This is a genomic window from Pseudomonas sp. E141, from assembly GCF_052659885.1.
This window is the reverse complement of sequence record NZ_CP084024.1, coordinates 1,743,702-1,766,864: the sequence shown is the minus strand read 5'-3', so window position 1 is coordinate 1,766,864 and position 23,163 is coordinate 1,743,702. Positions and strand designations below refer to the sequence as shown.

17 protein-coding genes are annotated in these 23,163 nt (G+C 58.5%); 8 read left to right on the top strand and 9 right to left on the bottom strand.

Annotated elements, in window-relative coordinates:
* Window positions 1-5: 5 nt before the first annotated feature.
* Complete coding sequence (locus tag GKKCFE_RS07915) at window positions 6-1,703, bottom strand: glutamine--tRNA ligase/YqeY domain fusion protein (RefSeq protein WP_076385540.1); 1,698 nt, start codon at window positions 1,701-1,703, stop codon at window positions 6-8.
* 249 nt (window positions 1,704-1,952) lie between these two features.
* Here GKKCFE_RS07915 and GKKCFE_RS07910 point away from each other — a divergent pair, with 249 nt between their 5' ends.
* Together GKKCFE_RS07910 and GKKCFE_RS07905 are read left to right on the top strand one after the other, a co-directional pair.
* Window positions 1,953-2,456, top strand: coding sequence for a peptidylprolyl isomerase (locus GKKCFE_RS07910; RefSeq protein WP_047229369.1), 504 nt, complete (start codon window positions 1,953-1,955; stop codon window positions 2,454-2,456).
* The gene (locus GKKCFE_RS07905; RefSeq protein ID WP_188251499.1) at window positions 2,453-3,202 is read left to right on the top strand and encodes a UDP-2,3-diacylglucosamine diphosphatase; all 750 of its coding nucleotides are present in this window, start codon (window positions 2,453-2,455) and stop codon (window positions 3,200-3,202) included. Before GKKCFE_RS07910 ends, GKKCFE_RS07905 begins: the two co-directional genes overlap by 4 nt.
* A 129-nt stretch (window positions 3,203-3,331) precedes the next feature.
* On the opposite strand, the gene GKKCFE_RS07900 is transcribed toward GKKCFE_RS07905, so the two are convergent.
* The 7 genes from GKKCFE_RS07900 to GKKCFE_RS07870 all read right to left on the bottom strand — a co-directional run bounded on the left by GKKCFE_RS07900 (window position 3,332) and on the right by GKKCFE_RS07870 (window position 14,534).
* Window positions 3,332-4,861 (bottom strand): DHA2 family efflux MFS transporter permease subunit, encoded by a 1,530-nt coding sequence (locus GKKCFE_RS07900; RefSeq protein ID WP_445577694.1) that lies wholly within the window; start codon window positions 4,859-4,861, stop codon window positions 3,332-3,334.
* A 164-nt stretch (window positions 4,862-5,025) separates the two neighbouring features.
* Window positions 5,026-6,228 carry an efflux RND transporter periplasmic adaptor subunit gene (locus GKKCFE_RS07895; RefSeq protein WP_107322887.1) on the bottom strand — a complete coding sequence of 401 codons (1,203 nt, stop codon included), beginning with the start codon at window positions 6,226-6,228 and terminating at the stop codon, window positions 5,026-5,028.
* Between the two features lie 15 nt (window positions 6,229-6,243).
* Window positions 6,244-7,713 carry an efflux transporter outer membrane subunit gene (locus GKKCFE_RS07890; protein ID WP_445577693.1) on the bottom strand — a complete coding sequence of 490 codons (1,470 nt, stop codon included), beginning with the start codon at window positions 7,711-7,713 and terminating at the stop codon, window positions 6,244-6,246.
* Complete coding sequence (locus tag GKKCFE_RS07885) at window positions 7,710-8,183, bottom strand: MarR family winged helix-turn-helix transcriptional regulator (RefSeq protein ID WP_139050687.1); 474 nt, start codon at window positions 8,181-8,183, stop codon at window positions 7,710-7,712. Before GKKCFE_RS07885 ends, GKKCFE_RS07890 begins: the two co-directional genes overlap by 4 nt.
* Window positions 8,184-8,406: 223 nt before the next feature.
* On the bottom strand, window positions 8,407-12,093 hold the full coding sequence (locus GKKCFE_RS07880) for a translocation/assembly module TamB domain-containing protein (RefSeq protein WP_445577692.1): 3,687 nt from the start codon (window positions 12,091-12,093) through the stop codon (window positions 8,407-8,409).
* Window positions 12,090-13,817, bottom strand: coding sequence for an autotransporter assembly complex protein TamA (locus GKKCFE_RS07875; RefSeq protein WP_047229306.1), 1,728 nt, complete (start codon window positions 13,815-13,817; stop codon window positions 12,090-12,092). The genes GKKCFE_RS07880 and GKKCFE_RS07875 overlap by 4 nt, the downstream gene beginning before the upstream one ends.
* A 66-nt stretch (window positions 13,818-13,883) precedes the next feature.
* On the bottom strand, window positions 13,884-14,534 hold the full coding sequence (locus GKKCFE_RS07870; protein WP_047229305.1) for a GNAT family N-acetyltransferase: 651 nt from the start codon (window positions 14,532-14,534) through the stop codon (window positions 13,884-13,886).
* 176 nt (window positions 14,535-14,710) lie between these two features.
* Between GKKCFE_RS07870 and xthA the strand changes: the two genes are divergently transcribed.
* The 6 genes from xthA (at window position 14,711) to GKKCFE_RS07840 (ending at window position 21,543) form a co-directional block, all read left to right on the top strand.
* Window positions 14,711-15,523: an exodeoxyribonuclease III gene (gene xthA / locus GKKCFE_RS07865; RefSeq protein WP_107322891.1), complete on the top strand. Its 813-nt coding sequence runs from the start codon at window positions 14,711-14,713 to the stop codon at window positions 15,521-15,523.
* Window positions 15,524-15,738: 215 nt separating this feature from the next.
* Entirely contained in the window at window positions 15,739-17,073 is a 1,335-nt protein-coding gene (locus GKKCFE_RS07860) for a phosphate ABC transporter substrate-binding/OmpA family protein (RefSeq protein WP_274091144.1), read from the top strand.
* A 366-nt stretch (window positions 17,074-17,439) separates the two neighbouring features.
* Window positions 17,440-17,781, top strand: coding sequence for a DUF6124 family protein (locus tag GKKCFE_RS07855; RefSeq protein WP_160892985.1), 342 nt, complete (start codon window positions 17,440-17,442; stop codon window positions 17,779-17,781).
* 283 nt (window positions 17,782-18,064) lie between these two features.
* Window positions 18,065-18,946 (top strand): hypothetical protein, encoded by an 882-nt coding sequence (locus GKKCFE_RS07850; protein WP_445577691.1) that lies wholly within the window; start codon window positions 18,065-18,067, stop codon window positions 18,944-18,946.
* A gap of 333 nt (window positions 18,947-19,279) precedes the next feature.
* The gene (locus GKKCFE_RS07845) at window positions 19,280-19,921 is read left to right on the top strand and encodes a hypothetical protein (RefSeq protein ID WP_445577690.1); all 642 of its coding nucleotides are present in this window, start codon (window positions 19,280-19,282) and stop codon (window positions 19,919-19,921) included.
* Between the two features lie 539 nt (window positions 19,922-20,460).
* Complete coding sequence (locus tag GKKCFE_RS07840) at window positions 20,461-21,543, top strand: type I restriction endonuclease (RefSeq protein ID WP_160892989.1); 1,083 nt, start codon at window positions 20,461-20,463, stop codon at window positions 21,541-21,543.
* Between the two features lie 493 nt (window positions 21,544-22,036).
* Here GKKCFE_RS07840 and GKKCFE_RS07835 read toward each other — a convergent pair whose 3' ends face one another.
* Window positions 22,037-23,089: a hypothetical protein gene (locus GKKCFE_RS07835; RefSeq protein ID WP_445577689.1), complete on the bottom strand. Its 1,053-nt coding sequence runs from the start codon at window positions 23,087-23,089 to the stop codon at window positions 22,037-22,039.
* Between the last annotated feature and the right edge of the window lie 74 nt (window positions 23,090-23,163).

Here is a 23,163-nt window from a genome sequence, read left to right as displayed (position 1 = left end):
CTTGATCACTGACCCCAGGAATCGCGCAAGGTCACGGTACGGTTGAACACCGGAGCACCGGGTTTCGAGTCCTTGATATCCGCGCAGAAGTAACCTTCGCGCTCGAACTGGAAACGGTCTTCCGGCTGTGCGTTGCCCAGCGAAGGCTCGGCACGACAACCAGTGAGTACTTGCAGGGAGTCAGGGTTGATGTTGTCCAGGAAGCTGGCGCTGTCCTCGGCCTTTTCAGGGTTCGGCGAACGGAACAGGCGATCGTACAAGCGCACTTCGCACTCGACGCTGGCAGCGGCCGGCACCCAGTGGATCACGCCCTTTACCTTGCGACCTTCCGGGTTCTTGCCCAGGGTCTCGGGATCGTACGAGCAATGCAGTTCGACGATGTTGCCGTCGGCGTCCTTGATCGCTTCGTCGGCGCGGATCACGTAGCTGCCGCGCAGGCGCACTTCACCGGCAGGCTCCAGGCGCTTATAGCCTTTTGGCGGCTCTTCCATGAAGTCTTCACGGTCGATGTAGATTTCCCGGGCGAACGGCAGGACGCGCACGCCCATGTCTTCTTTCGGGTGGCAAGGCAGTTCGAGGTTCTCGACTTTGTCTTGCGGGTAGTTGGTGATCACCACTTTCAACGGACGCAGCACGCACATGGCGCGTGGGGCGCTGTGGTCCAGGTCGTCGCGGATGCTGAATTCCAGCATGCCGAAGTCCACCACGCCGTCGGAACGGTTGGTGCCGACCATCTCGCAGAAGTTGCGGATCGATTTTGGCGTGTAGCCACGACGACGGAAGCCCGACAGCGTCGACATGCGCGGGTCATCCCAGCCGTTGACGTGCTTTTCGTCCACCAGTTGCTTGAGCTTGCGCTTGCTGGTGATGGTGTAGTTCAGGTTCAGGCGGCTGAATTCGTACTGGCGCGGCTGAGCCGGCACCGGCAGGTGCTCCAGGAACCACTCGTACAAAGGACGATGGCTTTCGAATTCCAGGGTGCAGATCGAGTGGGTGATGCCTTCGATGGCGTCCGACTGACCGTGGGTGAAGTCATAGTTGGGGTAGATGCACCATTTGTCGCCGGTCTGGTGGTGATGGGCGTGACGGATGCGGTACATGATCGGGTCGCGCAGGTTCATGTTCGGCGAGGCCATGTCGATTTTGGCACGCAGCACCCGTGCGCCGTCCGGGAACTCGCCGCCGCGCATGCGGGCGAACAGGTCCAGGTTCTCCTCGACGCTGCGATCACGGAACGGGCTGTTCTTGCCCGGCTCGGTCAGGCTGCCACGGTATTCCTTGGCCTGCTCGGGGGTCAGGTCGCACACGTAGGCCTTGCCGGCCTTGATCAGCTCCACCGCCCAGTCGTGCAACTGGTCGAAATACTGCGAGGCATAACGCACCTCACCGGCCCATTCAAAACCCAGCCATTTAACGTCGCTTTCGATCGCGTCGATGTACTCCTGGTCTTCCTTGGCCGGGTTGGTGTCGTCGAAACGCAAGTGCGTGACGCCGCCAAACTCCTGGGCCAGGCCGAAGTTCACGCAAATCGACTTGGCGTGACCGATGTGCAGGTAGCCGTTGGGCTCCGGCGGAAAACGGGTGACGATCTGCGTGTGCTTACCCGAATCCAGGTCCGCCTGGATGATCGGGCGCAGGAAATTGACCGGCACGGCCGGGCCGGTCTTGGAATTCGAGGTAGGGTCGACAGTGGGCTTGCTCATAGGATCCTTGAACGTACAAGTGCGCGGCCGGGTGCGGCCTGATAAATCAAAGCCCGTATCATAGCCGATGCTGTCAAGCACCTGACAGGCCAGGTCGGTAAACGATTGAATTTAATCGACGACCCGATGAAAAACAGCCTCGAAAAACCCGCTCGGCGCGCTAAACTGCCCAGCCTGGCCGATTACAGCCAGACCGGTTGCGGGCAGCAAAGCCCCGAAACCCACGAATTCCTTGAAAGAGTAGCGATCATGACTCAAGTCAAACTGACCACCAACCACGGCGACATCGTCCTGGAACTGAACGCCGAGAAGGCACCGATCACCGTTGCCAACTTCGTTGAATACGTCAAGGCCGGCCACTACGAAAACACCGTTTTCCACCGTGTCATCGGCAACTTCATGATCCAGGGCGGCGGTTTCGAGCCAGGCATGAAAGAAAAGAAAGACAAGCGCCCAAGCATCCAGAACGAAGCCGACAACGGTCTGGCGAACGAGAAGTACAGCGTCGCCATGGCCCGCACCATGGAACCGCATTCGGCTTCCGCGCAGTTCTTCATCAACGTGGCCGACAACAGCTTCCTGAACCACAGCAGCAAGACCACCCAGGGCTGGGGTTACGCGGTGTTCGGCAAAGTGGTTGAAGGCACCGACGTGGTCGACAAGATCAAAGGCGTTTCCACCACTTCCAAGGCCGGCCACCAGGACGTGCCAGCAGAAGACGTGATCATCGAGAAAGCCGAGATCATTGAGTGATACTGCTGATTTCAGATTTGCATCTGGAAGAGGAGCGCCCGGACATTACCCGGGCGTTTCTGGATTTGATCGCCACACGCGCCCGCTCGGCGCAAGCGTTGTACATCCTGGGCGACTTTTTTGAAGCCTGGATCGGCGACGACGCCATGACGCCGTTCCAGCGTTCCATCTGCCAGGCCCTGCGCGAATTGAGCGACAGCGGCACGGCCATTTTCCTGATGCACGGCAATCGTGACTTCATGCTCGGGCAAGCCTTCTGCAAAGCGGCCGGCTGCACCCTGCTCAAGGACCCGAGTGTCGTGCAGTTCAACGGCGAGCCGGTGCTGCTGATGCACGGCGACAGCCTCTGCACCCGCGACGAAGGCTACATGAAGTTGCGGCGCTGGCTGCGCAACCCGGTCACGCTGTTCATCCTGCGTCACCTGCCGCTGGGCAGTCGCCAGAAACTGGCGCGCAAACTGCGCAGCGAAAGCCGCACGCAGACGCGAATGAAAGCCAATGACATCGTCGACGTCACGCCCGAAGAGATCCCGCGGATCATGCAGGAATACGGCGTGAAGACCCTGATCCACGGCCACACCCACCGCCCCGCCATCCACAAGCTGCAACTGGGCGAACACGCCGCCCGGCGCATTGTGCTGGGGGATTGGGACAAGCAAGGCTGGGCGTTGCAGGTGGATGAACAGGGATTTGCCTTGGCGCCGTTTGGTTTTGGCAATGCGCAGTTGGCGTTGCCAAGCCATTAAAGAACCCATGAGATCCCTGTGGGAGCGAGCTTGCTCGCGATAGCGATGTGTCGTCGACATCAACGTTGACTGTCATGCCGCTATCGCGAGCAAGCTCGCTCCCACAGTGGATTGCATTTCACCTCTGAATCAATGCCCCGCCGACGCAGGCCCCGCCTTCGCCGCAAACGGCGGCTTCGCCAGCCACACCAGCACAATCAAGCCCATGAACGCCCAACCCAGCAGCGTGAAGTAATCCACGGTGGAGAGCATGTACGCCTGGCTGTTGAGGATCTGGTCGAGCTGGGCATAAGTCGGTGTGTTCGCGCCACCGAGATGGTTAAGCGCCTCGCGGGTGGCCGGCTCATAGGTGCTGATGCTTTCACTCAGATAGGCATGGTGCTGGTCGGCCCGGCGTATCCAGATCCAGGTGGTCAGCGATGCGGCAAAGCTGCCGCCCAGGGTGCGCAGGAACGTCGCCAGTCCCGCACCATCCGCGATCTGTTGTGGCGGCAGGTCCGACATCAGGATGCTCAAGGTCGGCATGAAGAACAGCGCCACGCCGATCCCCATGAACAACTGCACTAGGGCGATGTGCTGGAAATCCACTTCGTTGGTGAACCCGGCGCGCATGAAGCAGCTCAGGCCGATGGCCAGAAACGCCAGCCCGGCCAGCAGGCGCAGGTCGAACTTGTGGGCGTATTTGCCAACGAAGGGCGACATCAATACCGGCAGGATGCCAATGGGCGCCACCGCCAGCCCGGCCCAGGTGGCGGTGTAGCCCATCTGGGTCTGCAACCACTGCGGCAAGATCAGGTTGATGCCGAAGAACCCGGCGTAGCCCCCCACCAGCACAATGGTGCCGATGCGAAAGTTACGGTAGGCGAACAGCCGCAGATTGACCACCGGATGGCGGTCGGTCATTTCCCAGATCACAAACACCGCCAGGGCAATGACCGAGATCAGCGCACCGACAATGATGAAGTTCGACTCGAACCAATCCAGGTCGTTGCCTTTGTCGAGGATCACCTGGAGCGCACCGACACCGATGATCAGCGTGATCAAGCCCACGTAATCCATTGGCTGGTGGCTGGTGACCACCGGCCGCGCCTTCAGTTGCTGGCGCACCACCATCACGGCGAAAATCCCGATGGGCACGTTGATGAAGAAGATCCACGGCCAGCTGTAGCTGTCGGTGATCCAGCCGCCGAGGATCGGCCCGGCAATCGGCGCCACCACCGTAACCATCGCCAGCAATGCCAGGGCCATGCCGCGCCTGGCCGGCGGATACACGGCAATCAGCAAGGTCTGGGTCATCGGATACAACGGCCCGGCCACCAGCCCCTGAAGGACACGAAAGCCAATCAGCTCCGGCATCGAAGTCGAGATACCGCACAGAAACGAGGCGAGCACGAACAGCAGGGTTGCCCACAAAAACAGCTTCACCTCACCAAAACGGCGACTCAGCCAACCGGTCAGCGGCAAGGCGATGGCGTTGCTCACCGCGAACGAGGTGATCACCCAAGTGCCCTGCTCCGAACTGACACCCAGGTTGCCGGAAATGGTCGGCAAGGCGACGTTGGCAATGGTGGTGTCGAGCACTTGCATGAACGTCGCCAACGACAGCCCGATGGTGCTGAGCAACAGGCTGGGCGGCGTGAAGGACGCGTTATTGCTCATTGCGAAATCCTATGAAGCAGAGGTGGCGAAAACCCTTAGGGCCAGACACAAACCCTGTGGGAGCGAGCTTGCTCGCGATAGCGGTGTATCAGTCACCACCGATGCTGGCTGGGCCAATGCCATCGCGAGCAAGCTCGCTCCCACAGGTTCATGCCCATAACTGACTAGCGCTGCGCGGTCTTGCTCGCCGCGGCACTGTTTTCGTGAATCAACCGGGTGATCATCGCGTCGGCGTCGACCAGTTGCCGGTCATAGACCTGGGTGCTGAAAGAGGCTTGTTTCGGTGGTTGCTGGGCCAGCACCGGACCACTCTGGTCGCGCAGGTTGACGTCGACCTGGGTCGACAGGCCGACCCGCAGCGGATGCTTGGCCAGTTCCTGGGCGTTGATATGAATACGCACCGGCACCCGCTGCACGATCTTGATCCAGTTGCCGGTGGCGTTCTGCGCTGGCAACAAGGCGAACGCGCTGCCGGTGCCCGCACCGAGACTGTCGACGGTGCCGCTGTACTTCACGTCGCTGCCATAGAGGTCGGTTTCGATGTCCACCGGCTGGCCGATGCGCATGTCCCGCAGCTGGGTTTCCTTGAAGTTGGCGTCAATCCATAACTGATCCAGCGGAATCACCGCCATCAGCGCCGTGCCCGGCTGCACCCGCTGGCCCAACTGTACCGTGCGCTTGGCGACGTATCCGGTGACCGGCGCGATCAAGGTGCTGCGGGCGTTGGTCAGGTAGGCCTGACGCAATTGCGCGGCGGCCGACTGCACGTCTGGATGGGACGCCACCACGGTGTCATCCACCAAGGCACTGGAGGTCTTGAGTTGCTGTCTGGCGTTGGCCAACGCATTCTGCGCCGAGGTCAAATCGTCACGGGCGTGGGACAGTTCCTCCCGGGAAATCGCCCCGCCGGCCGCCAGGTTCTTGCGTCGGTTGTAGTTCTCCTGGGCCTTCTGTACTTCGGCCTCCTGGGCTTTGACCTGGGCGCGCATGCCATCGACGTTGCTGTACAAGCCACGCACCTGGCGCACGGTACGGGCCAGGTTGGCCTGGGCACTTTGCAGCCCGACCTCGGCGTCGTTCGGGTCGAACTGCACCAGCACCTGGCCTTCACGCACCAGGTCACCGTCGTCGGCACCGATGCTCACCACGGTGCCGGTGACCTGCGGCGTGATTTCCACCACGTTGCCGTTCACATAGGCATCGTCGGTGCTCTCGCTCCAGCGACCATACAGTTCGTGCCAAGCCCAGACGCCCAGGCCACCCAGGACGACAATCAGTGCCAGTCCCAGCAGCATCAGCTTGCGCTTGCGCGGGTTGCTGCTGTCCTGGGCAGTTTCAGAGGGTTGGGTAGTTTCGGCAGTAGCCATGACAAGTACCTCGAATCAGTTGTGCGACGTGGTGGAGGCCGGCGCGGCCGAAGCCAGGGTGTCGGCCTCGAAGCCACCGCCCAGGGCCTGCATCAGTTGGATCGACAGGTCGATCTGCTCGGCATTCAGGTTCGCCAGTTGGCGCTGGGCCTGGAGCAATTGCTGCTCGATGCTCAGCACGTCCAAGTAATTTCCGATGCCGGAGCCATAGCGCTGGACCACGGTGTCGTAAGAGTTCTGCGCGATATCGGTAGCGTGTTGCTGCGCGGCGATCTGCCGTGCGATGTCGCGCAACTGGTTGATGGTGCCGCTGACATCTCCAAGGGCCTTGACCAGGCTCTTGTTGTACTGCGCCACCGCCATGTCGTAATCGGCATCCCTGGCATCCAGGTCCGCCCGCAGTCGCCCACCGTCGAAGATCGGCAGCGACACCGTCGGCGCTACGTTGAAGAAGCGGCTGGCCGAACCGAACATCGCGTCTCCCAACAATGACTGCACCCCCGCCGCCGCGCTCAGGTTGAGGTTGGGGTAGAACTGAGTCTTGCCGGCTTCAATGTCCTTGCCCGCCGCCTCGACTCGCCAACGACCGGCGACCAGATCCGGACGACGGCCCAGCAATTCGGCTGGCAGGTTCGACGGCAGGGCAACGGCGCTGGCTTGCAGCACGTGAGGGCGAGCAATTTCATTGCCGCGGTCCGGCCCCTTGCCCAACAGCACCGCCAAGGCGATTTTTGCGCTTTGCAGGCGTTTTTCTGCGTCGATCCGGCTCGCATCGGCGCTGGCTTCCAGGCTTTCGGTTTGCTGGAACTGATATTCACTGTCGATCCCGGCGCTGAGGCGGCGCTTGCCCAGATCGAGCATTTGCCGGGTGCGCTTGAGGTCCTCGGACGCCAGGTCATAAATGATATGGGCCTGCCCCAGATCGCTGTAGGCCCTCGCCACGTCAGCGGCGAGTGTCAGGCGAGCGGCCTGCCGGTCGATCTCGGCGGCGCGGGCCTCGCCCAGCGCCGCTTCCCAGGCCGCACGCTGGCCGCCCCAGAGGTCGAAGTTGTAATTGAAATCCACGCCCAGCGAACGCAGGGTGCTGTACGCCCCGCCCTGCCCTTGCGGGTCCTGGTCACGGGCCAGCCGCGAACGGCTGACACTGGCGCTGGCGTCCAGGGTCGGCATGCGCGCCGCATTGGCGGCGTAGGCAGCGGCACTGGCCTGATGCACCCGAGCGCTGGCGATCTGCATGTCCGGGCTGTCGCGCAACGCTTCGTGGATCAGACCGTCGAGTTGTGGATCGCCGAGGCTTTTCCACCAATCGCTTTTCGGCCAGGAAGCGGGTGACAGCGTGACGCCGTTGAGAGATTGCCCGGCCTTGAGGTTTTGAGCCTCAAGGCGGACGCCTTCGGTGTTCAGGCCGCTGTAACTGGCACAACCAGCCAGGCTCATGGCCAGCAACACCAGGCTGATGCGGGTACGCAAGGTTTTACGACTCATTTGTCCCCCAACCGCAACACGGTGATGGGATCACCGGCGGCGAGCAGAATTTTCTTGAGGATTTGTTCGAGGATTTGCAACTCCTCGCGGCTGATGGCGCCCGCCAACTGGTTCATGGCATCGGCGCCGATAACAGGCAGACGATCGGCCAGGGCCTGGCCGGCGTCGGTCAGCACCAGTCGCACCTGCCGACGGTCATCCGCCGAGCGCTGGCGGATCAGAAAACCTTTCTGCTCCAGACGATCGACCATTCGCGTCATCGAGCCGCTGTCCAGGGACAGGTACCGACACAGCTCGACCGGCGTATCGATGCCGTGCTGGGCCATGATGATCAACACCTTGAACTGCGCGGCGGTGATGCCGACGGGTTCCATGTGGGTATCGATGATTCGGTCTTTGAGCAGCGCGGCACGACCGAGCAGCATGCCGAGGTGGCAATTGTGGAAATCGTCCGGGGTGAAATGTTTCATCTGACCACCTTTTACTGCCTAGGCAGTGAATGTATGTCGAGATGTTACTGCCTAGGCAGCAAATGTCAAACAAATAGTTAGCTTGCTATGCACAACCCGACAAACGCAGATAAAAAATGTGGGAGCGAGCCTGCTCGCGATAGCGTCGTGACAGTCAACATTGAGTCGGCTGATACATCGCTATCGCGAGCAGGCTCGCTCCCACAGGGGGGGGCGCGAAGGCTTAGAAATCGCGCTTGTAGAAGATATCCAGGGAGCTGGCGACGCCGCTGGCGGCTTCCAGGTACACCCGCTTGCTGAGTTTGTAGCGCAGGGCGATGGTGTTGGCCGGTTCGAACACGCCGACGCCGTAACGCAGGCTGAGTTTTTCCGTCAGATTGCCGCTGGCCACGACACTGGTGGTATCGCCGCTGCCCTGGGTGTCGAGCTGGAAATCCTCGATGCCCAGATTATTGGCGAGGCTGGTGGTCACCCCCGCACTGCCCATCAGCCCCAGGCCCAGTGCCGCCTGGGCGAGCATGTTGTTGTCCTCGCCCGTAGTGCTCAGCGGCCGGCCGAGTACCAGATAAGACAACGCCTGCTCCTGGCTCATGGCCGGTTCAGAGAAGATTTGCGTGGTCGGCTGTTCGGCGCTGCCGCTCAAACGAATGCCGGCGATCACGTCGTCGGTCTGGCGAATCGCTTCGATATCCAGGTAAGGCTGGTCGATGGGCCCGGCGAACAACAGCCGCGCCCGACGCACCGTCAGCCGTTGCCCATAGGCCCGGTAGCGACCGTCGTTGAGCCAGAGTTCACCGCGAGTGTCCATGTTGTCGCCGATGTGCACCTGGCCTTTTACGTTGGCCGTCAGGCCGAAGCCCGAAAACGCGAGCTTTTCCTGGCCCACGATCACATCGATGTCCATCGCCATGGCCATCGGTGTCTTGCCCTCCTCGGTCTGGTGGCCAACGATCACCGTATCATCCGACACCTTGACGGTAGACGGCGGCAGTTCGCGCACGGTGATTTCGCCTTTGGGCACCAGGACCTTGCCGGCGATGGAAAGCCGCTCGCCCTGCAACGTGATGGTCAGGTCCGGCGCCACCTCCAGCACCGCGTAAGGTTCGACGGTGACCGGCAATTGCGAACCCTTGAGCGCCAGGTTCATGCTCAGGGCTTCGCCCCAGCCGATGTCCCCGGTCAAGCTGCCTCGGCCGACCTTGCCACTTTTCCAGTCACCGTTGAGGCGCACCGTTTCACCGGCAATCGTTGCGCGCATCTGCAAGTCTTCGAGGCTGACCGGCAGTTCCGGGCCGGACACTTCGCCATCGCTGATCAACAGGTTGCCGTTGACCTGGGGCGCCAACAAACCACCCGACAGCGTGCCGCTGCCATTCAGGTGACCGGTGAGGGTTTCCACCATTGGCAGGAATGGCCGCGCCACGGACAAGTCCAGACCGCTCAGGCGGAATGAGCCGCTCAGCGGTTTGCTGGCCGGCAACGGGTTGATCTGCGCCTGGAGCATCAGTTCGCCCAGCTTGGCCCCAACGAAATTCAGGTTGGTGTCGATCCGCTTGGGCGTCAGGCGACTGTCGAGGGTCAAGGTCTGGTAGGGGAAGTCCAGCCATTGCTCAGTGTCGCGGTCCTTGTCCCGGATCCGCAAAGTGCCGCCGCTGGCGTCCACCAGAATGCGCCCGTTCGGGCCGCTGGCCGGCAGGTCCAGTTGCAGGTCGGCGTTGAGTCGGCCCTGCCAGGCAAAATCCTTGGGCATCCACTGGGCCAGGCTTTCGATGGGGAATTGCTTGAGGTGATAGCGCAGCTTCGGCTCCGGCATCAGGCGCTGATCCTCACCACACAGGCTGGCCTCGCCGGAACGCCAACAGTGGGCCCCCAGGTTGAGCGTGCCGTTGGCCAGGCGCTCCAGCTTGGCCGGGGCTTGCAGACGCCAGGCCTGGCCGCCGGCCTGCACATTGCCAGTGCTGAGACGCCCTCGCCAGTTGCCTTGGTCGAGCACGCCATCGAGCGCCAGGGCCGTTTCCAGCTGTGGCCCTTGCAGGTCGAGGGTCAGTTTTTGCTGCCTGATGTCGCCCTGCCCGCTCACCGTCAGGACACCGAGCGACGTGTCACCCGCCCGAATGCCGCTGGCCTTGAGGTCAACCTTGCCGCGCTGCGCGCTATCGAGGGTCGCATCCAGGTTCAGGCTTTGTAGGCGGTTGTCCTGCAACGCCAGTTGCGTGCCTTGCAGGTCGAGCTTGCCTTGGGGGGCCTTGAGTGTCCCGGCCACGTTGAGGCGACCGACCAGTTGGCCGCGCAATTGCGGCCAGAGTTGGGCCAGGCGCGAGAGTTTGATATCGATCTGACCGCTGAGTTTTTCTTGCAGGCTGCCCGTGCCGTTGATGCGGTTGTCACCCAGGCGAATGTCCAGCGCGCTGAGGTTCCACTGCTCGCCAACACCGTTGGCCTTGGCCTGGAACAGCGCCGGTTGGCCGCGCAACTTGCCCTTGAGGTCCAGGTCCGCATCAAGCTCCAGGCGGTCGTTTTTCATCGAACCCTTGCTGCGCAACGGCCCGGCCAGGGTGCCGGGCAGCTCCCCCAGCCAGTACGCCGGGTTGATGGCCGACAGTTCCAGCGCCGTGTCCCAGGCGATGCCGTCGGCAAACTCCAGGTTCAAATGGCCTTCGGCCTTGCCCTGCCCGGCGGCGAGTTTGAGTTCCGGCAAATGGATTGTCGTCAGGTCGCCGCTGAACGGGCTGTCCAGGCTGAACGCTCCGGCTGGACCGTCCAGCGCCGCCTGGAAATTGCCCAGGTACTTGCCATCGGTATACGACACTTCACCGTTGAAACTGCGCAGCGTCACTTGCGGCTCGTCGATCAGCGGATAGAGGCGATGCCAAGGGAAGTCCAGCCAGGCGATTTTCGCCTCGGCGCTCAGACCTTCGCGCCAGTCCAACTGGCCGGTGAGCTTGAGGTATTGCTGATCACTGGCGTTAAGGTCCAGGCCGGCGATCTGCGCACCGTTGGCGTCCACCTTGCCTTGCAGCAGCAAGGCCACCGGGCCTTTTTCGGCGGGCAACGTTGCCTTGCCAAGCAACTGGTAGCCGCTGTTCAGATCGCCTTCGCCCGTCAGCTCCAATTGATTGAGCATCAGGGTATCCGGCAGATCGGCGCTGGCCCTGAAGCCGTCAGCGGTGATGCGTACCTTGGCCGGCAGGTTGTCCGCCAGCGGTTGCAGCTCACCGACCAACCGGCCTTGCAGATAACCACTGCTGTCGGCGTTAAGGTTGAGGGTTTTGAGCAGGTTACCATCAATGTTCAGGTCCAGCGTCCAAGGCGTGGCGCCTGGCGCCGGCAAGGTCAACCGGCCCTGGGCCTTCAGCGGCCAGTCGCCGCCGGGTTGCAACAAACCGGACAGCTTCAGGCTCAGCTCGTCGCGCTGCAGCTGCACCGAGTCGATCTGCAGACCCTGGGCGGTCCAATGCGCGGCCAATTGCAAACCCTTGAGCTGTTCGCTGCCATTGAACAACAGGCTGCCGACCTGCACGTCGCCCAGTTCCAGGGCAAGCGGCAAGTTCAGGTCCGGCAAGGTGATCGGACCGCTGCTCGGCTCGTCAGCGGACGGAGGAAATTGCAGGCTGACCTTGTCGGCCTTGAGCTGATCGATGCACAGGGTCATGCGCGCCAGGCATAGCGGCGACCAGGTGAAAATCACCTGATCGAGTTCCACTCGGCTGCTGTCCTGCTGCCACAACAGGTGGTCGGCACTCCACTGGCCGCCCAACCGTCCCTGAAAATTATCCGTACTCAAACCCGGCACAACGCCAAGCGCCCAACGGCTGCCCCATTGCGTGCCCAGCACGATGCTCAGGGTCAGCAAGACCACCAGTAGCAACGTGCCGAGCGCCAGCAGCGCTATTTTCAAACCACGATTCACAACTCGGGCCCCATGGAAAAGTGCAAGCGAATGCCGCCGTCGTCGTCCAGTGCATGGGCGAGGTCGAGGCGGATCGGCCCCACCGGCGACACCCAGCGCACACCGACGCCGACACCCGTCTTGAGGCTCGGCAGCTCAAGGCTGTTAAAGGAGTTGCCTTGGTCGACGAAGGTCGCCACCCGCCATTTTTGCGCAATCGAGTACTGATACTCGAGGCTGCCAGCGACCATGTAGCGACCACCGATGCGATCCCCTTCGGAGTTTTCCGGTGACAGACTCTGATAATCGTAACCGCGCACACTCTGGTCGCCACCGGCGAAGAAGCGCAGGGATGGCGGGATGGATTTGTAGCCATTGGTGGCGCTGCCACCGACCTGGGCCCGGGCCAGCAGACGATGCTTGTCGAACACGGTGGTCAGGCCCTTGACCATGGCCGTGCCATATAAAAGATTGTTGTCCGACCCAAGCCCTTCCTTGGCGACCTTGGTGTCGAATTGAATGCGATAGCCGTTGCGCGGATCGATGCGGTTGTCACTGCGCAGGTAGGAATAGCTCACGCCCGGCATCAGCAAGGTGCTCAGGCCCGAATCGTCGCCGAGCCGATACTCCTCACGCTGCCACTTGAGCGACACCACCCGTTGCCAGCCACTGGGCAACTTGCTGTGCCATTCGGGGCCCACGGTCAGCAGTTTGCTGAGGCTATCGGTGCCGGACAGCTCTTCATATTGATAGCCACCGGCGTAGCGCATCTTGTCGGTCAACGGCGGGTCCAGCGGTACGTCGTACCACAGGCCAACGTTCTGCCGGGGCGCCGACACTTCGGCTTCCCAGCCATAACTGTGGCCCTGGGGATTGACCCAGTGGCGCGTCCAATTGGCCTTGGCCCGCGGGCCGACGTCGGTGGAGAACCCCAGGCCCAGGCCCATGGTGCGCGGCTTGCGGGTCTCGAGCTTGACCGCCACCGGGATCACGTTATCGGTGGCGGCGGTCGGTGCCGCGTCCACCCGCACGCCTTCGAAATATCCGCTCGATTGCAGGGCCTGGTTGAGTTCTGCGATGAGTTCCGAGTCGTACGCCTCGCCCGCCTTGAACGGCACCATGCGCTGCAACAACTCTTCATCAAAGGGCGTGTCACCCTCGAAACTCACCGGGCCCAGGGCGTAGCGCGGGCCGCTGTCGTAGACCAGCTCGATGTCGGCCACGCCGGCCTGGGGGTCCACCAACAGCTTCTGGCTGACAAATCGCCCGCTGAAAAATCCGTAGCGCGAGGCCTGATTCTGGATGATCCGTTTGGCGTCTTCATAGCGCCCATGATTAAGCACCGCGCCAGGTTTGAGCGCGGCGTTGTCCGGTACACGAAAAGCCTTGAGGGAAGCGGCCGGGCCATCGATGCGCACGGTGACATTGCGCAGGTGCACGGGCTCGCCAGGGTCGATGGTCAGGATCAGGCGCGGGGTCTTGCCGCCCTCGACCTCGCTGTCGATCTGCGGCTGGTAGTAACCCAACGCCTGGGCGGCTTTGCGCGCCTGTTCTTCGGCGCCCCGACTGAAACGCAGCAAGGCCTCTTCGTCACGATCGCCCACGCCGCCGATATAGCCTTCTACGTTAGCCTTGAGCTGGTCGTTGGACGGCTTGACCCGTACATCCAATTCACTTTGTGCCAGTGCCGCGCAGCTGAGGGACAGCAAGAGCGCACCACTGGTCATTCGTCCTGGGAAATTCATGGCGCGGATGCTATCACGAGCTTGGAAGCCTGATAGAGCCGGACATGTCTCAAAAGTTTCCCCGGATTACGCCGTTGCGCTCTGCAATACCTGCGGGTTGGCGTGAAAGAAGACATGTTCGCGGACAGGTCCTACCGCAATCTCACCGATTTCCTCATAACCCTGACGTTTATAGAACTCCAGGTAACGTGGGTTGCCGGTGTCTAGCACCACGCCTTGGGAGTTCTCGTCCACCGCACACCAGTTATGCACCGCCGCCAGTAACTGTTCGCCGAAGTGTTGGCCTTGGAACTGTGGATGAACTCCCAGCAGGGGCAATACATGGACAGAATCCGACGGCAGGCAAGCCGTCACTGCGGCATGGTAGTCCAGGTAACGCCGGGTGCAGCGAAAGCCGGTGCTCAACACCATACGCAGGCGCCAGGCCCAGCTTTCAGTGATACCCAGGCGGCGCTGCGGTGGAGCAATCAGTGCGATGCCGATCAGGCGGTCGTTGACCAGCAAGCCGATGGCCGGCAGATCCTGGAGAAAATGCTGTTTGACCAACTCACGCACCGTGGCCCGTACCCGATGTTCATAACCGGGCCGCTCGGATTCGAACAGGAAGCTGAAGGTCGGTTCATGACGATAGGCCTGGTAGAGCAATGAACGTGCCTCGCGGGAATAACCGCTGTCGAGCATATGGATGTCGGCGATGGCGGTGGCGGTTTCTGGCATGACGGTCAATCTCCTGGGCGAGGCTCGGTGAGGCCCCGCTCTTATTGAGTACGAACCCGATTGGGCTGTGATCGTTCCTACATGCACAGGACATTAGCAGCGCATTTGTCCTACTGCCACGCTGGCCGTGCTCCTACATGTCAGCTAGCATCGCAGTTTTGCCAGGACAGCCGACCATGAAGATCGTCTCCTTCAACATCAACGGGCTGCGCGCCCGCCCCCATCAGCTGGCGGCGCTGATCGAGAAGCACCAGCCGGACGTGATCGGCCTGCAGGAAACCAAGGTCCACGACGAGCAATTCCCCCTGGCCGAGGTGCAGGCCCTGGGTTATCACGTGCATTACCATGGACAGAAGGGCCACTACGGCGTCGCCCTGCTCTCCCGCCAGGCTCCACTGACGTTGCACAAAGGCTTCGAGAGCGACGATGAAGACGCCCAACGGCGTTTCATCTGGGGCACCTTCGCCGATGCCAACGGTGTGCCGGTGACCATCATGAACGGTTACTTCCCCCAAGGCGAAAGCCGCGATCACCCGACCAAGTTCCCGGCCAAGGAGCGTTTCTACAACGACCTGCAGCAACTTCTGGAAAGCCGTTTCAGCAACGACCAGCCCGTGGTGGTGATGGGCGACGTGAACATTTCCCCGGAAGACAGCGACATCGGCATCGGCCCGGACAACATGAAGCGCTGGCTGAAAACCGGCAAATGCAGCTTCCTGCCGGAAGAGCGCGAGTGGATGGCCCGCCTGAAGAACTGGGGCCTGGTGGACAGCTTCCGGCACCTGAACCCGGACGTCACCGACCGCTTCAGCTGGTTCGACTACCGCAGCCGCGGATTCGAAGACGAGCCCAAGCGTGGCCTGCGCATCGACCTGATCCTCACCTCCCATGGGCTGCTGCCACGGGTCAAGGATGCCGGGGTGGATTATGAACTGCGCGGCATGGAGAAACCTTCGGACCATGCGCCGATCTGGCTGCAGTTGAGCTAAATCCAGGGCATACACAAACCTTGCACAAGCCTGTGGGAGCTAAGCTTGCTCGCGATGAACGATGACACGGTCCCGCCGTTAAACCGAGTCGTCTGGATCGCGAGCAAGCTTTGCTCCCACAGAACGCAGCTTCTGACAAGTCGCACGCCTGTCACTTTTCAGTAACCTGACTGACTTAATCTTCCGGCACTTCCTCAGGTTCAGAAGGTGTCGGCATGCGGCTGCGCGTTGTTTTTTTCATGGGCCTCTGGCTGCCGCTCACGGCATGGGCCAGCGGCCTGCCGATTCCCGAACACGGCCCCGCGCTGCGCCTGCAAGGCTCGAACACCATCGGCGCTACGCTGGGGCCGGCGCTGGTCAAGGCGCTGATGGTGGATCAGGGGCTGCTCAAGGTCCGTACCGAAATCACCGACCGGGAGAACGAGCAGCGTATCGTCGGCCAGGCCGCCGATGGTCGGCGGGTGGAAATCGACATTGCCGCCCATGGCTCCAGCACCGGTTTTTCCGCCCTCAAGCACGCCAGCGCCGAACTGGCGGCCTCTTCGCGACCGATCAAGGACAGCGAGTTAAAGGAACTGGCACATCTGGGGGACCTGAAAAACCCCAGCGCCGAACAGGTCATCGCCATCGATGGCCTGGCGATCATTCTTCATCCACAAAACCCGCTGCGCCAGCTCGACACCCGGCAACTGGCGAAGATATTCAGCGGCGAGGTGAACACCTGGGAATCGGTGGGCGGCGCCGGCGGCCCGATTCATCTCTACGCGCGGGATGAGCAGTCCGGCACCTACGACACCTTCAAGGAACTGGTGCTCAACCGACAGGGAAAACGCCTGGCCCCTTCTGCCCGGCGCTTCGAATCCAGCGAACAGCTTTCCGACGCCGTCAGCCAGGATCCGCAAGGCATCGGTTTCATCGGTTTGCCCTACGTGCGCCAGGCCAAGGCGCTGGCGATTGTCGACGGCGACTCCCAGCCCATGATGCCGCTGACCCACCTGATCGCCACCGAAGACTACCCTTTGTCGCGCAGGCTGTTCTTTTACCTGCCACCGCAAGAAACCAACCCGTGGGCCGAGGCACTGGTTGAGTTCACCCAAAGCGAAAAGGGCCAGGCCATCGTCGCGGCCAACGGGTTCATCGCGCAAACCGTCCAGGCCATGGCCGTCACCCCCAATGCGCTGATGCCTGAGGGTTATCAGGCCCTGAGCCGCCATGCCCAACGGCTGTCGGTCAACTTCCGCTTCGAAGAAGGCAGCGCCAGCCTCGACAACAAGGCCCAGCAGGACCTGGGGCGTGTGCTCGCCTATATAAAGCAGCACGACAAGCTCGACCGCCGAGTGACGCTGGTTGGGTTTGGCGACGCCAAGGACGACCCGGCACGCGCCGACCTTCTGTCCCGATTGCGGGCCATGGCGGTGCGGCGCGAATTGGTCAAACACGGTGTGGCGCTGCGCGAAGTACGCGGCTTCGGCGCCCTGATGCCGGTGGCGGCCAACAGCGAGGATGAAGGCCGGGTGAGGAATCGGCGGGTGGAGGTTTGGGTTTACTGACACCGAAAGGCCAAATGTTTATCCCGCCAACCCAGGCGTAGGACCTGACCGCCTCGCCTTGCGCCGTTGCCTACAACTACGCCAGAATCCGCCGGCTTGTGCGCCTTGGGGTCGGGCTTTATCGTTTTCCGGTCGCTGACGAATCAGCGATCGGGTTTGGTAGCCCGGGTAAAACTAAGGCGCACAGCTCCGGCAGATACACGCCGCCGATAACTTTCGTCGGCAGGTTTGTTATGGCGGCTGTGCGCGGGGCGCCCTTGTGGCGCGCTGGGTTTGCCTTGGTACCCGGTCTACCAACCTGCGTATAGCCGCCACCTAATGTTTGGTAGCAATAGGTGCGGCTCCATTAACCAAGGAGTTTCATCTATGTTCAAACCAACACCTAATCCGCCAGACACCGATCCAACCACGCTTAACGCCAAAGAATTCGGCAAAGCCGCCGACCGCGCCCTCGACTTCTACCTCAAGCCCAAACCCACCAAGCCCGAGCCTGCTCCAAGCCAAGTCTTCACCGTCGTCAACGGCATCGACACCGAAGCCCTGCTCGCCAACCTCAGCGAAACCCTGGCCTCGGCCAATGCCATGGTCAGCGACCTGGCCTTCGATCTGGAAGGTTCCCGGCGCCACGTCGCCCTGGGCATTCAGCAACTGATCGAACTGGGCGGCTTGCTGGCGAACCGAGCGCTGGATAACGTCGACCCACGCTAGCCGCTACCACACACTCCCACTGTGGGAGCGGGCTTGCTCGCGAAGGGGGTGTGCCAGTCAGCACTTGATTGGCAGGCAGATCGCCTTCGTGAGCAAACCCGCTCCGATTACATCGCGAATTCATTTCCAACATAAGCAACTATCAAGTCCAGCAAGAGTTCTTCAGGCAGACCCGCTCCACGACAACACTTATCGCACTTGTTTACACATCACTTCTTGCCAACTTTTATTCCAAAATCCATAGTCCGGCGCCTCACACAAAACCAAGTACGAGCAGTTCGCCATGAAGTTCACCACTATCACCACCGCAGCCGCCATGCAAAAAATGAAGAACTTCATTATTGCCTGCCCTACGGAAAAACTGACTTACGCAAAAAAACGCTTTCAGCAACTTGGGCATCATTCCGCCTTGGAAATGGCTGACGAAGACATTCTCAGCGCATTAACATCCAATGAAAACAACATGCAGGCTTTTATCCAACAATACGACGCCGTTAAAGACACCCCCCTTATCGATCTGCCCCTTGACACTCGACTTCTTAGCTTGAGCAACAGTTTCATCAACACTGCTGTGCCCCCGGCGATAGAGTTGATTCTCGCCACCCTTGACGACAAAACACCCTCACCAGTCTGCATCTCCCAGCACATCAGCACGCATATAGATGAACTGTTCAATGACCGGGAGCATCTGCGAGAAAAGCTCCGCTTGATATTGTCACTGATCCAGCAACCAATGCTCCAATCAGAAATCATCTACACAGACCTGAACACTTTCCGTCATGTTTACCAGCCCATTACATCCCCTGACGCAACAGAGTCTGAAGAAACCTACGGCCTGGCCTTCCTGGATCTCATGGGAGTTGAATTATGCATCCTGATTAATCAGCCCTGCCTTGAGTTGAACGCACGGCATACGCCTAAGATTGCTGGATTCCAGAACGAGTTTTATCTATACACCCTACTGCATGAGCTGACGCATTTACTGATTGGATCGAATGACGACTCCTACAATACGCCCACCGAGGAAACAGAAGACATCAACCTCTACTCCACTGCCAACCTCAAACCACACGAAATCGACAACGCGGACAACTATTGCACCTTAATATTCATCACCCTCGCATTTATGCATAAGCGGGGGTGCCTGGACCTCACTCAATTTTAAGAAAAAATCAATCCGCTGCTCTGGTGCAATTGACTGAGCGAAGGTGCCTTTGCGCCGATAGGAACCGATGTCAGCCGCGCTACATCCAGCGTGAAACGCTTGGTCCATCATCCTCAAAGATTGGGGAGTGCTTAAGCCTTGCGAAATTTTAGTGCGAGCCCAAAAACCTGCTACATTTTATTTTAGCACGCAGGCAATACGCCAAATGCTACTTATATATGAGCCTATATTTTCCGCTCATAGGTAACAGAGTTAAAGAGGGAATTCCGCAAAGAACTGATTGATGCCGCTCCCCGCTCGATGACAACAAACCTATCTACATGGAGTTCATAGATGATTCGTCAACCCTGCGCTGTAATCGGTAATTTTGCCGCCGCTGTTGTTGTTTTGCTAACCGCAACCAATGTAGTCCACGCAGAGGCGCCCCATAGCTTTACTATTAAAAACAATAGCAGAGACACAATAAGCATAACCAGCATGCATGGATATTGTATAAAATCAATAGATACACCGCAGCCTATTGCCCCGGGAGGAACCGCAACTGTGAACTGGGTCGACTCCAACAATAGCACTGAAATTGAATGGATGGCTGCGCACGGCCCCCATAGTGCTCGCACTCGCGCCGTCCACCCCAACTCCAAGGGAATAGATGGATTTATGTGCGCTGACGCACAAAAATGGGTCGTTTTTCAAATGAGTAATTACGCGGGATCCTATGGAATGGTTCATCGCAAAATAAGCGGCGACTGGTATAACGGCCAATTTTGGGCTGTGTCCGCCGAGATAACCTCTGACGGAGGCTGGCAATGGATAGATTCGAACCAAGTTCCCGACTCTGGCGTTTCAGCCTCTTGCAGCCATATGAACACAGGATGCTTCGGGACATTTGGCGAAATGGTCAGCAATGGTAAGGACAGTTATAACTGGCCCCGCATTTATAAAACAGAGGACGGATATCAATTTCAATTCAACTAATCCTTCGCGATCAAAGACAGTTCACCATGCCGGTCCCTCTTCGGCTTAGTGGTCTGGCCAGAAAATCCCCGGCTAGAACATAGCCGCTATCCGTACCCATGGTGCTGGGTATGTGGCGTTTTTGGCGGAAGAGGTTCGTATTCGCTGGCTGTAACGCCCATTCTTGCCTGCTTGCGTAAATGCATAGCGGGCATTGAATGGCATGGTTTGGCGTACGATTTGCCCCCTTTTGCCCCCCCGGGCCGATTAGAATCCGAGCCTGTGTCTGGCGGAGCATAATTACACCGCTATGTGGGTGGGTTCTGCTTGGTGTTTAGAGACAATGAAGTCGGGGGGTTTATGCTTAGGACTACTTGAATTTCTCGCTAAAACGCAACAAATCAAAAGCGACTCAGAGCGAGATAGCGGATACCCCCAAATATCATTCACCTGGCCAGGTATCCAGCGTGGATGGAATACCAGTAGCAGGAGCGGATCCATACATAGTAGCGTTGCGCCTCTACGCCCCCAATCGGGTGAACGTGCAACGGAGCAGGCAAATGGATTTTGTAGAACGCTTGAACGCAATGTCAGCTAAGGTTAATCAGCTAGCGTCGACGATACAAACTGAGGAAGCAACAAAGACTGCTTTTGTCATGCCGTTCATTCATACCGTGCTGGGCTACGATGTGTTCGACCCATCCGAAGTCGTCCCCGAATACGTTTGTGATGTCGGCACGAAAAAAGGGGAAAAGATTGATTACGCGATCCTGAAAGACGGCCAAATCCAGATATTGATCGAAACAAAAAAAGTCGGCGAGCCACTCAATATCAACCATGCGAGCCAACTCTTCCGATACTTCCATGTCACCACTGCGCGAATTTCCATCCTTACAAATGGCAGGTTCTATCGGTTCTACACTGATCTTGATGCACCAAACAAAATGGATGAGAAGCCATTTCTAGAAGTCGATTTGCTCAACATTGATGAGCACGTCATCCCTGAGCTTCAAAAGCTTACGAAATCCGCTTTCGATGTTGATTCAATCATCAATGCCGCAGGCGAACTGAAGTACGTGGGAAACATAAAAAAGGAAATAGCTAAGCAGTTCACCCAGCCTGATGATGATTTCGTTCGTTTCTTCGCATCGCGTGTCTACGAAGGGGTTATCACCCAAAAAATTCGAGATCAGTTCACTCAGCTCACCAGGAAAGCCGCTTCCCAGTTTCTCAGTGACCAGATCAACGACAGATTGAAGTCAGCGATGAGCAAAGCCACGTTTCCCACGCTCGCAGAATCGGTCGTCGCTGAAAATCAGGCTGAAGCCCAAGAAGAGCCTGAAGACCGCATTCTGACTACGATGGAGGAGTTGGAAGGTTTTCATATCATCAAAGCGATTGTCCGGACCGTCATAGACGCAAAGCGCATAGCTAGCAGAGACACGCAGAGCTACTTCGGCATCCTCCTAGACGACAACAATCGAAAACCTATCGCAAGACTTCACTTCAATCGTAGTCAAAAATATCTTGGGATTTTCGACAAAAACAAAGTCGAAACGCGCCATCCTATTAACTCGCTGGACGAGATCTATGAGTTTTCAGCCCCGCTGAAAGAGACGATCTCTTTTTACCAAGAAATCTAAGCAAGGATTTCCCAGTCTTTGTTCTGCAAGCCCAAGGGCTGGGATATCGCTTTTTTTTTGCGCGTTCATGACCTCCGTGGCGTGGGATTAAAGGCCGTATTTTCCGGACTGTAAGGCCAGAACACACGCTTGCGTAAATACATACTGGACATTGAGTGGTGTGGTTTGGCGTGGGTTTTCCCCAAGGCTCTGGACACATCCGCACGAGATAGACCGATGATGGATTGGATAGACTAATCGCCGAACCTAACGCTCCGCTTGCTTAGCGGCACTTTTTACACCCCTCTTGTAGCAAATATTTAGCAACCGCAGATAGATGCCTCCAGCCGCGCCGCTGGGCGAAAATTAAACCGCGACGAAGGGGCGGCTGTTTGGTGGCCTTGGGTAACTGATTTCCACTCAAACGCAACAATTGGTACTGACTGTGGTACGTGCACTCATGCATTCCTAAGCCCCGCGTGTGTTGCCATGCACGGGGCCTTTTCGCTTCACACTACCCTCTCGGCTGAGTATATGGATATTTAATGAGGAAGAAACTCAAACTGGCGAGTTCCTCCTCCGATAGAGCGTGCACATGCTTCTGAATTTCAAGTCGAATAAAATCAGAACAGGTTGTTCTCCAAACTATTGTATCATCGCCTTCATCAAGAGCCTTAGAACGAATTTCATTGTATTCATCGTCTGAAATCGGATTATCGCTAAGAAGTGAAATATTATGACGAAACACAGCTAGCGATGCTTCATGAACATGCTTAATCAGAAGGTGAGTTTTCAATGCGACTAATGCCTGAACTCTATGCTTTTTGCTTTTCCTGCTAACCGCACCTAGTAAGTCAGCAACCCCCCGAAATGACGTGCCAATGTTCGATATATCGCTTTGAAGTCCGCATGCGCCAAATATGTATGCTGATAGCTCGTTATTTTTCAGTCTGCTGCCGGAGTTTTTAGACCTTTTGCTTTTGTATCTCCCCGTTACAAAACTACTAAGGAGCTGAGCCAAAACGGCAATTGCAGTGAATGCCCAAAACAGATAACTCGATGTTGATCCTTTAGATTTATCCGAGGCGTCAGTTGCATTTAGACCGGGAGCCCTTACAGTTATCTGAGGCTCAGACTTGTCTGTCTGTTGCGCTGTTAAAAAAGATAGCTTAATGGTGTCATTTGGATTGAGAATATCTGCACGAAGTTCAAAAATTGATTTAGATTTTGTTTCTGCCAGCACGACACCAGCCGTTGCGTCTGCCGCAACCTCACTAAACTCTCCATTGGGGAGAGCTAGTCGGACATATGTATTCTTTATTTCCTTTGATCCACTATTGTTTATTTCAAGAACAAATATCCTTTTAACTCCCTCAGGCGTACTGAAACTTGGTCCACCGGCGAGCGTGTATGACATCTCCGGAGCTTTGTTCGTCAACCAGTACGTAGCTAAACTGGCGGCAATTGTGAATAAGCCTGTCAAACCCGCAGTTATCCAGGCTATTTTTACGGAATCTCTCAAAATATGTAATCCATATGATTTAGACGGTAAAAATCCATGAGCCATTCAGCTCTTCAATTTAATACAATTAGCAGTGTAGCGCCATTCAATAGTCTTGCTAACCTCCCATAACGGTTAGC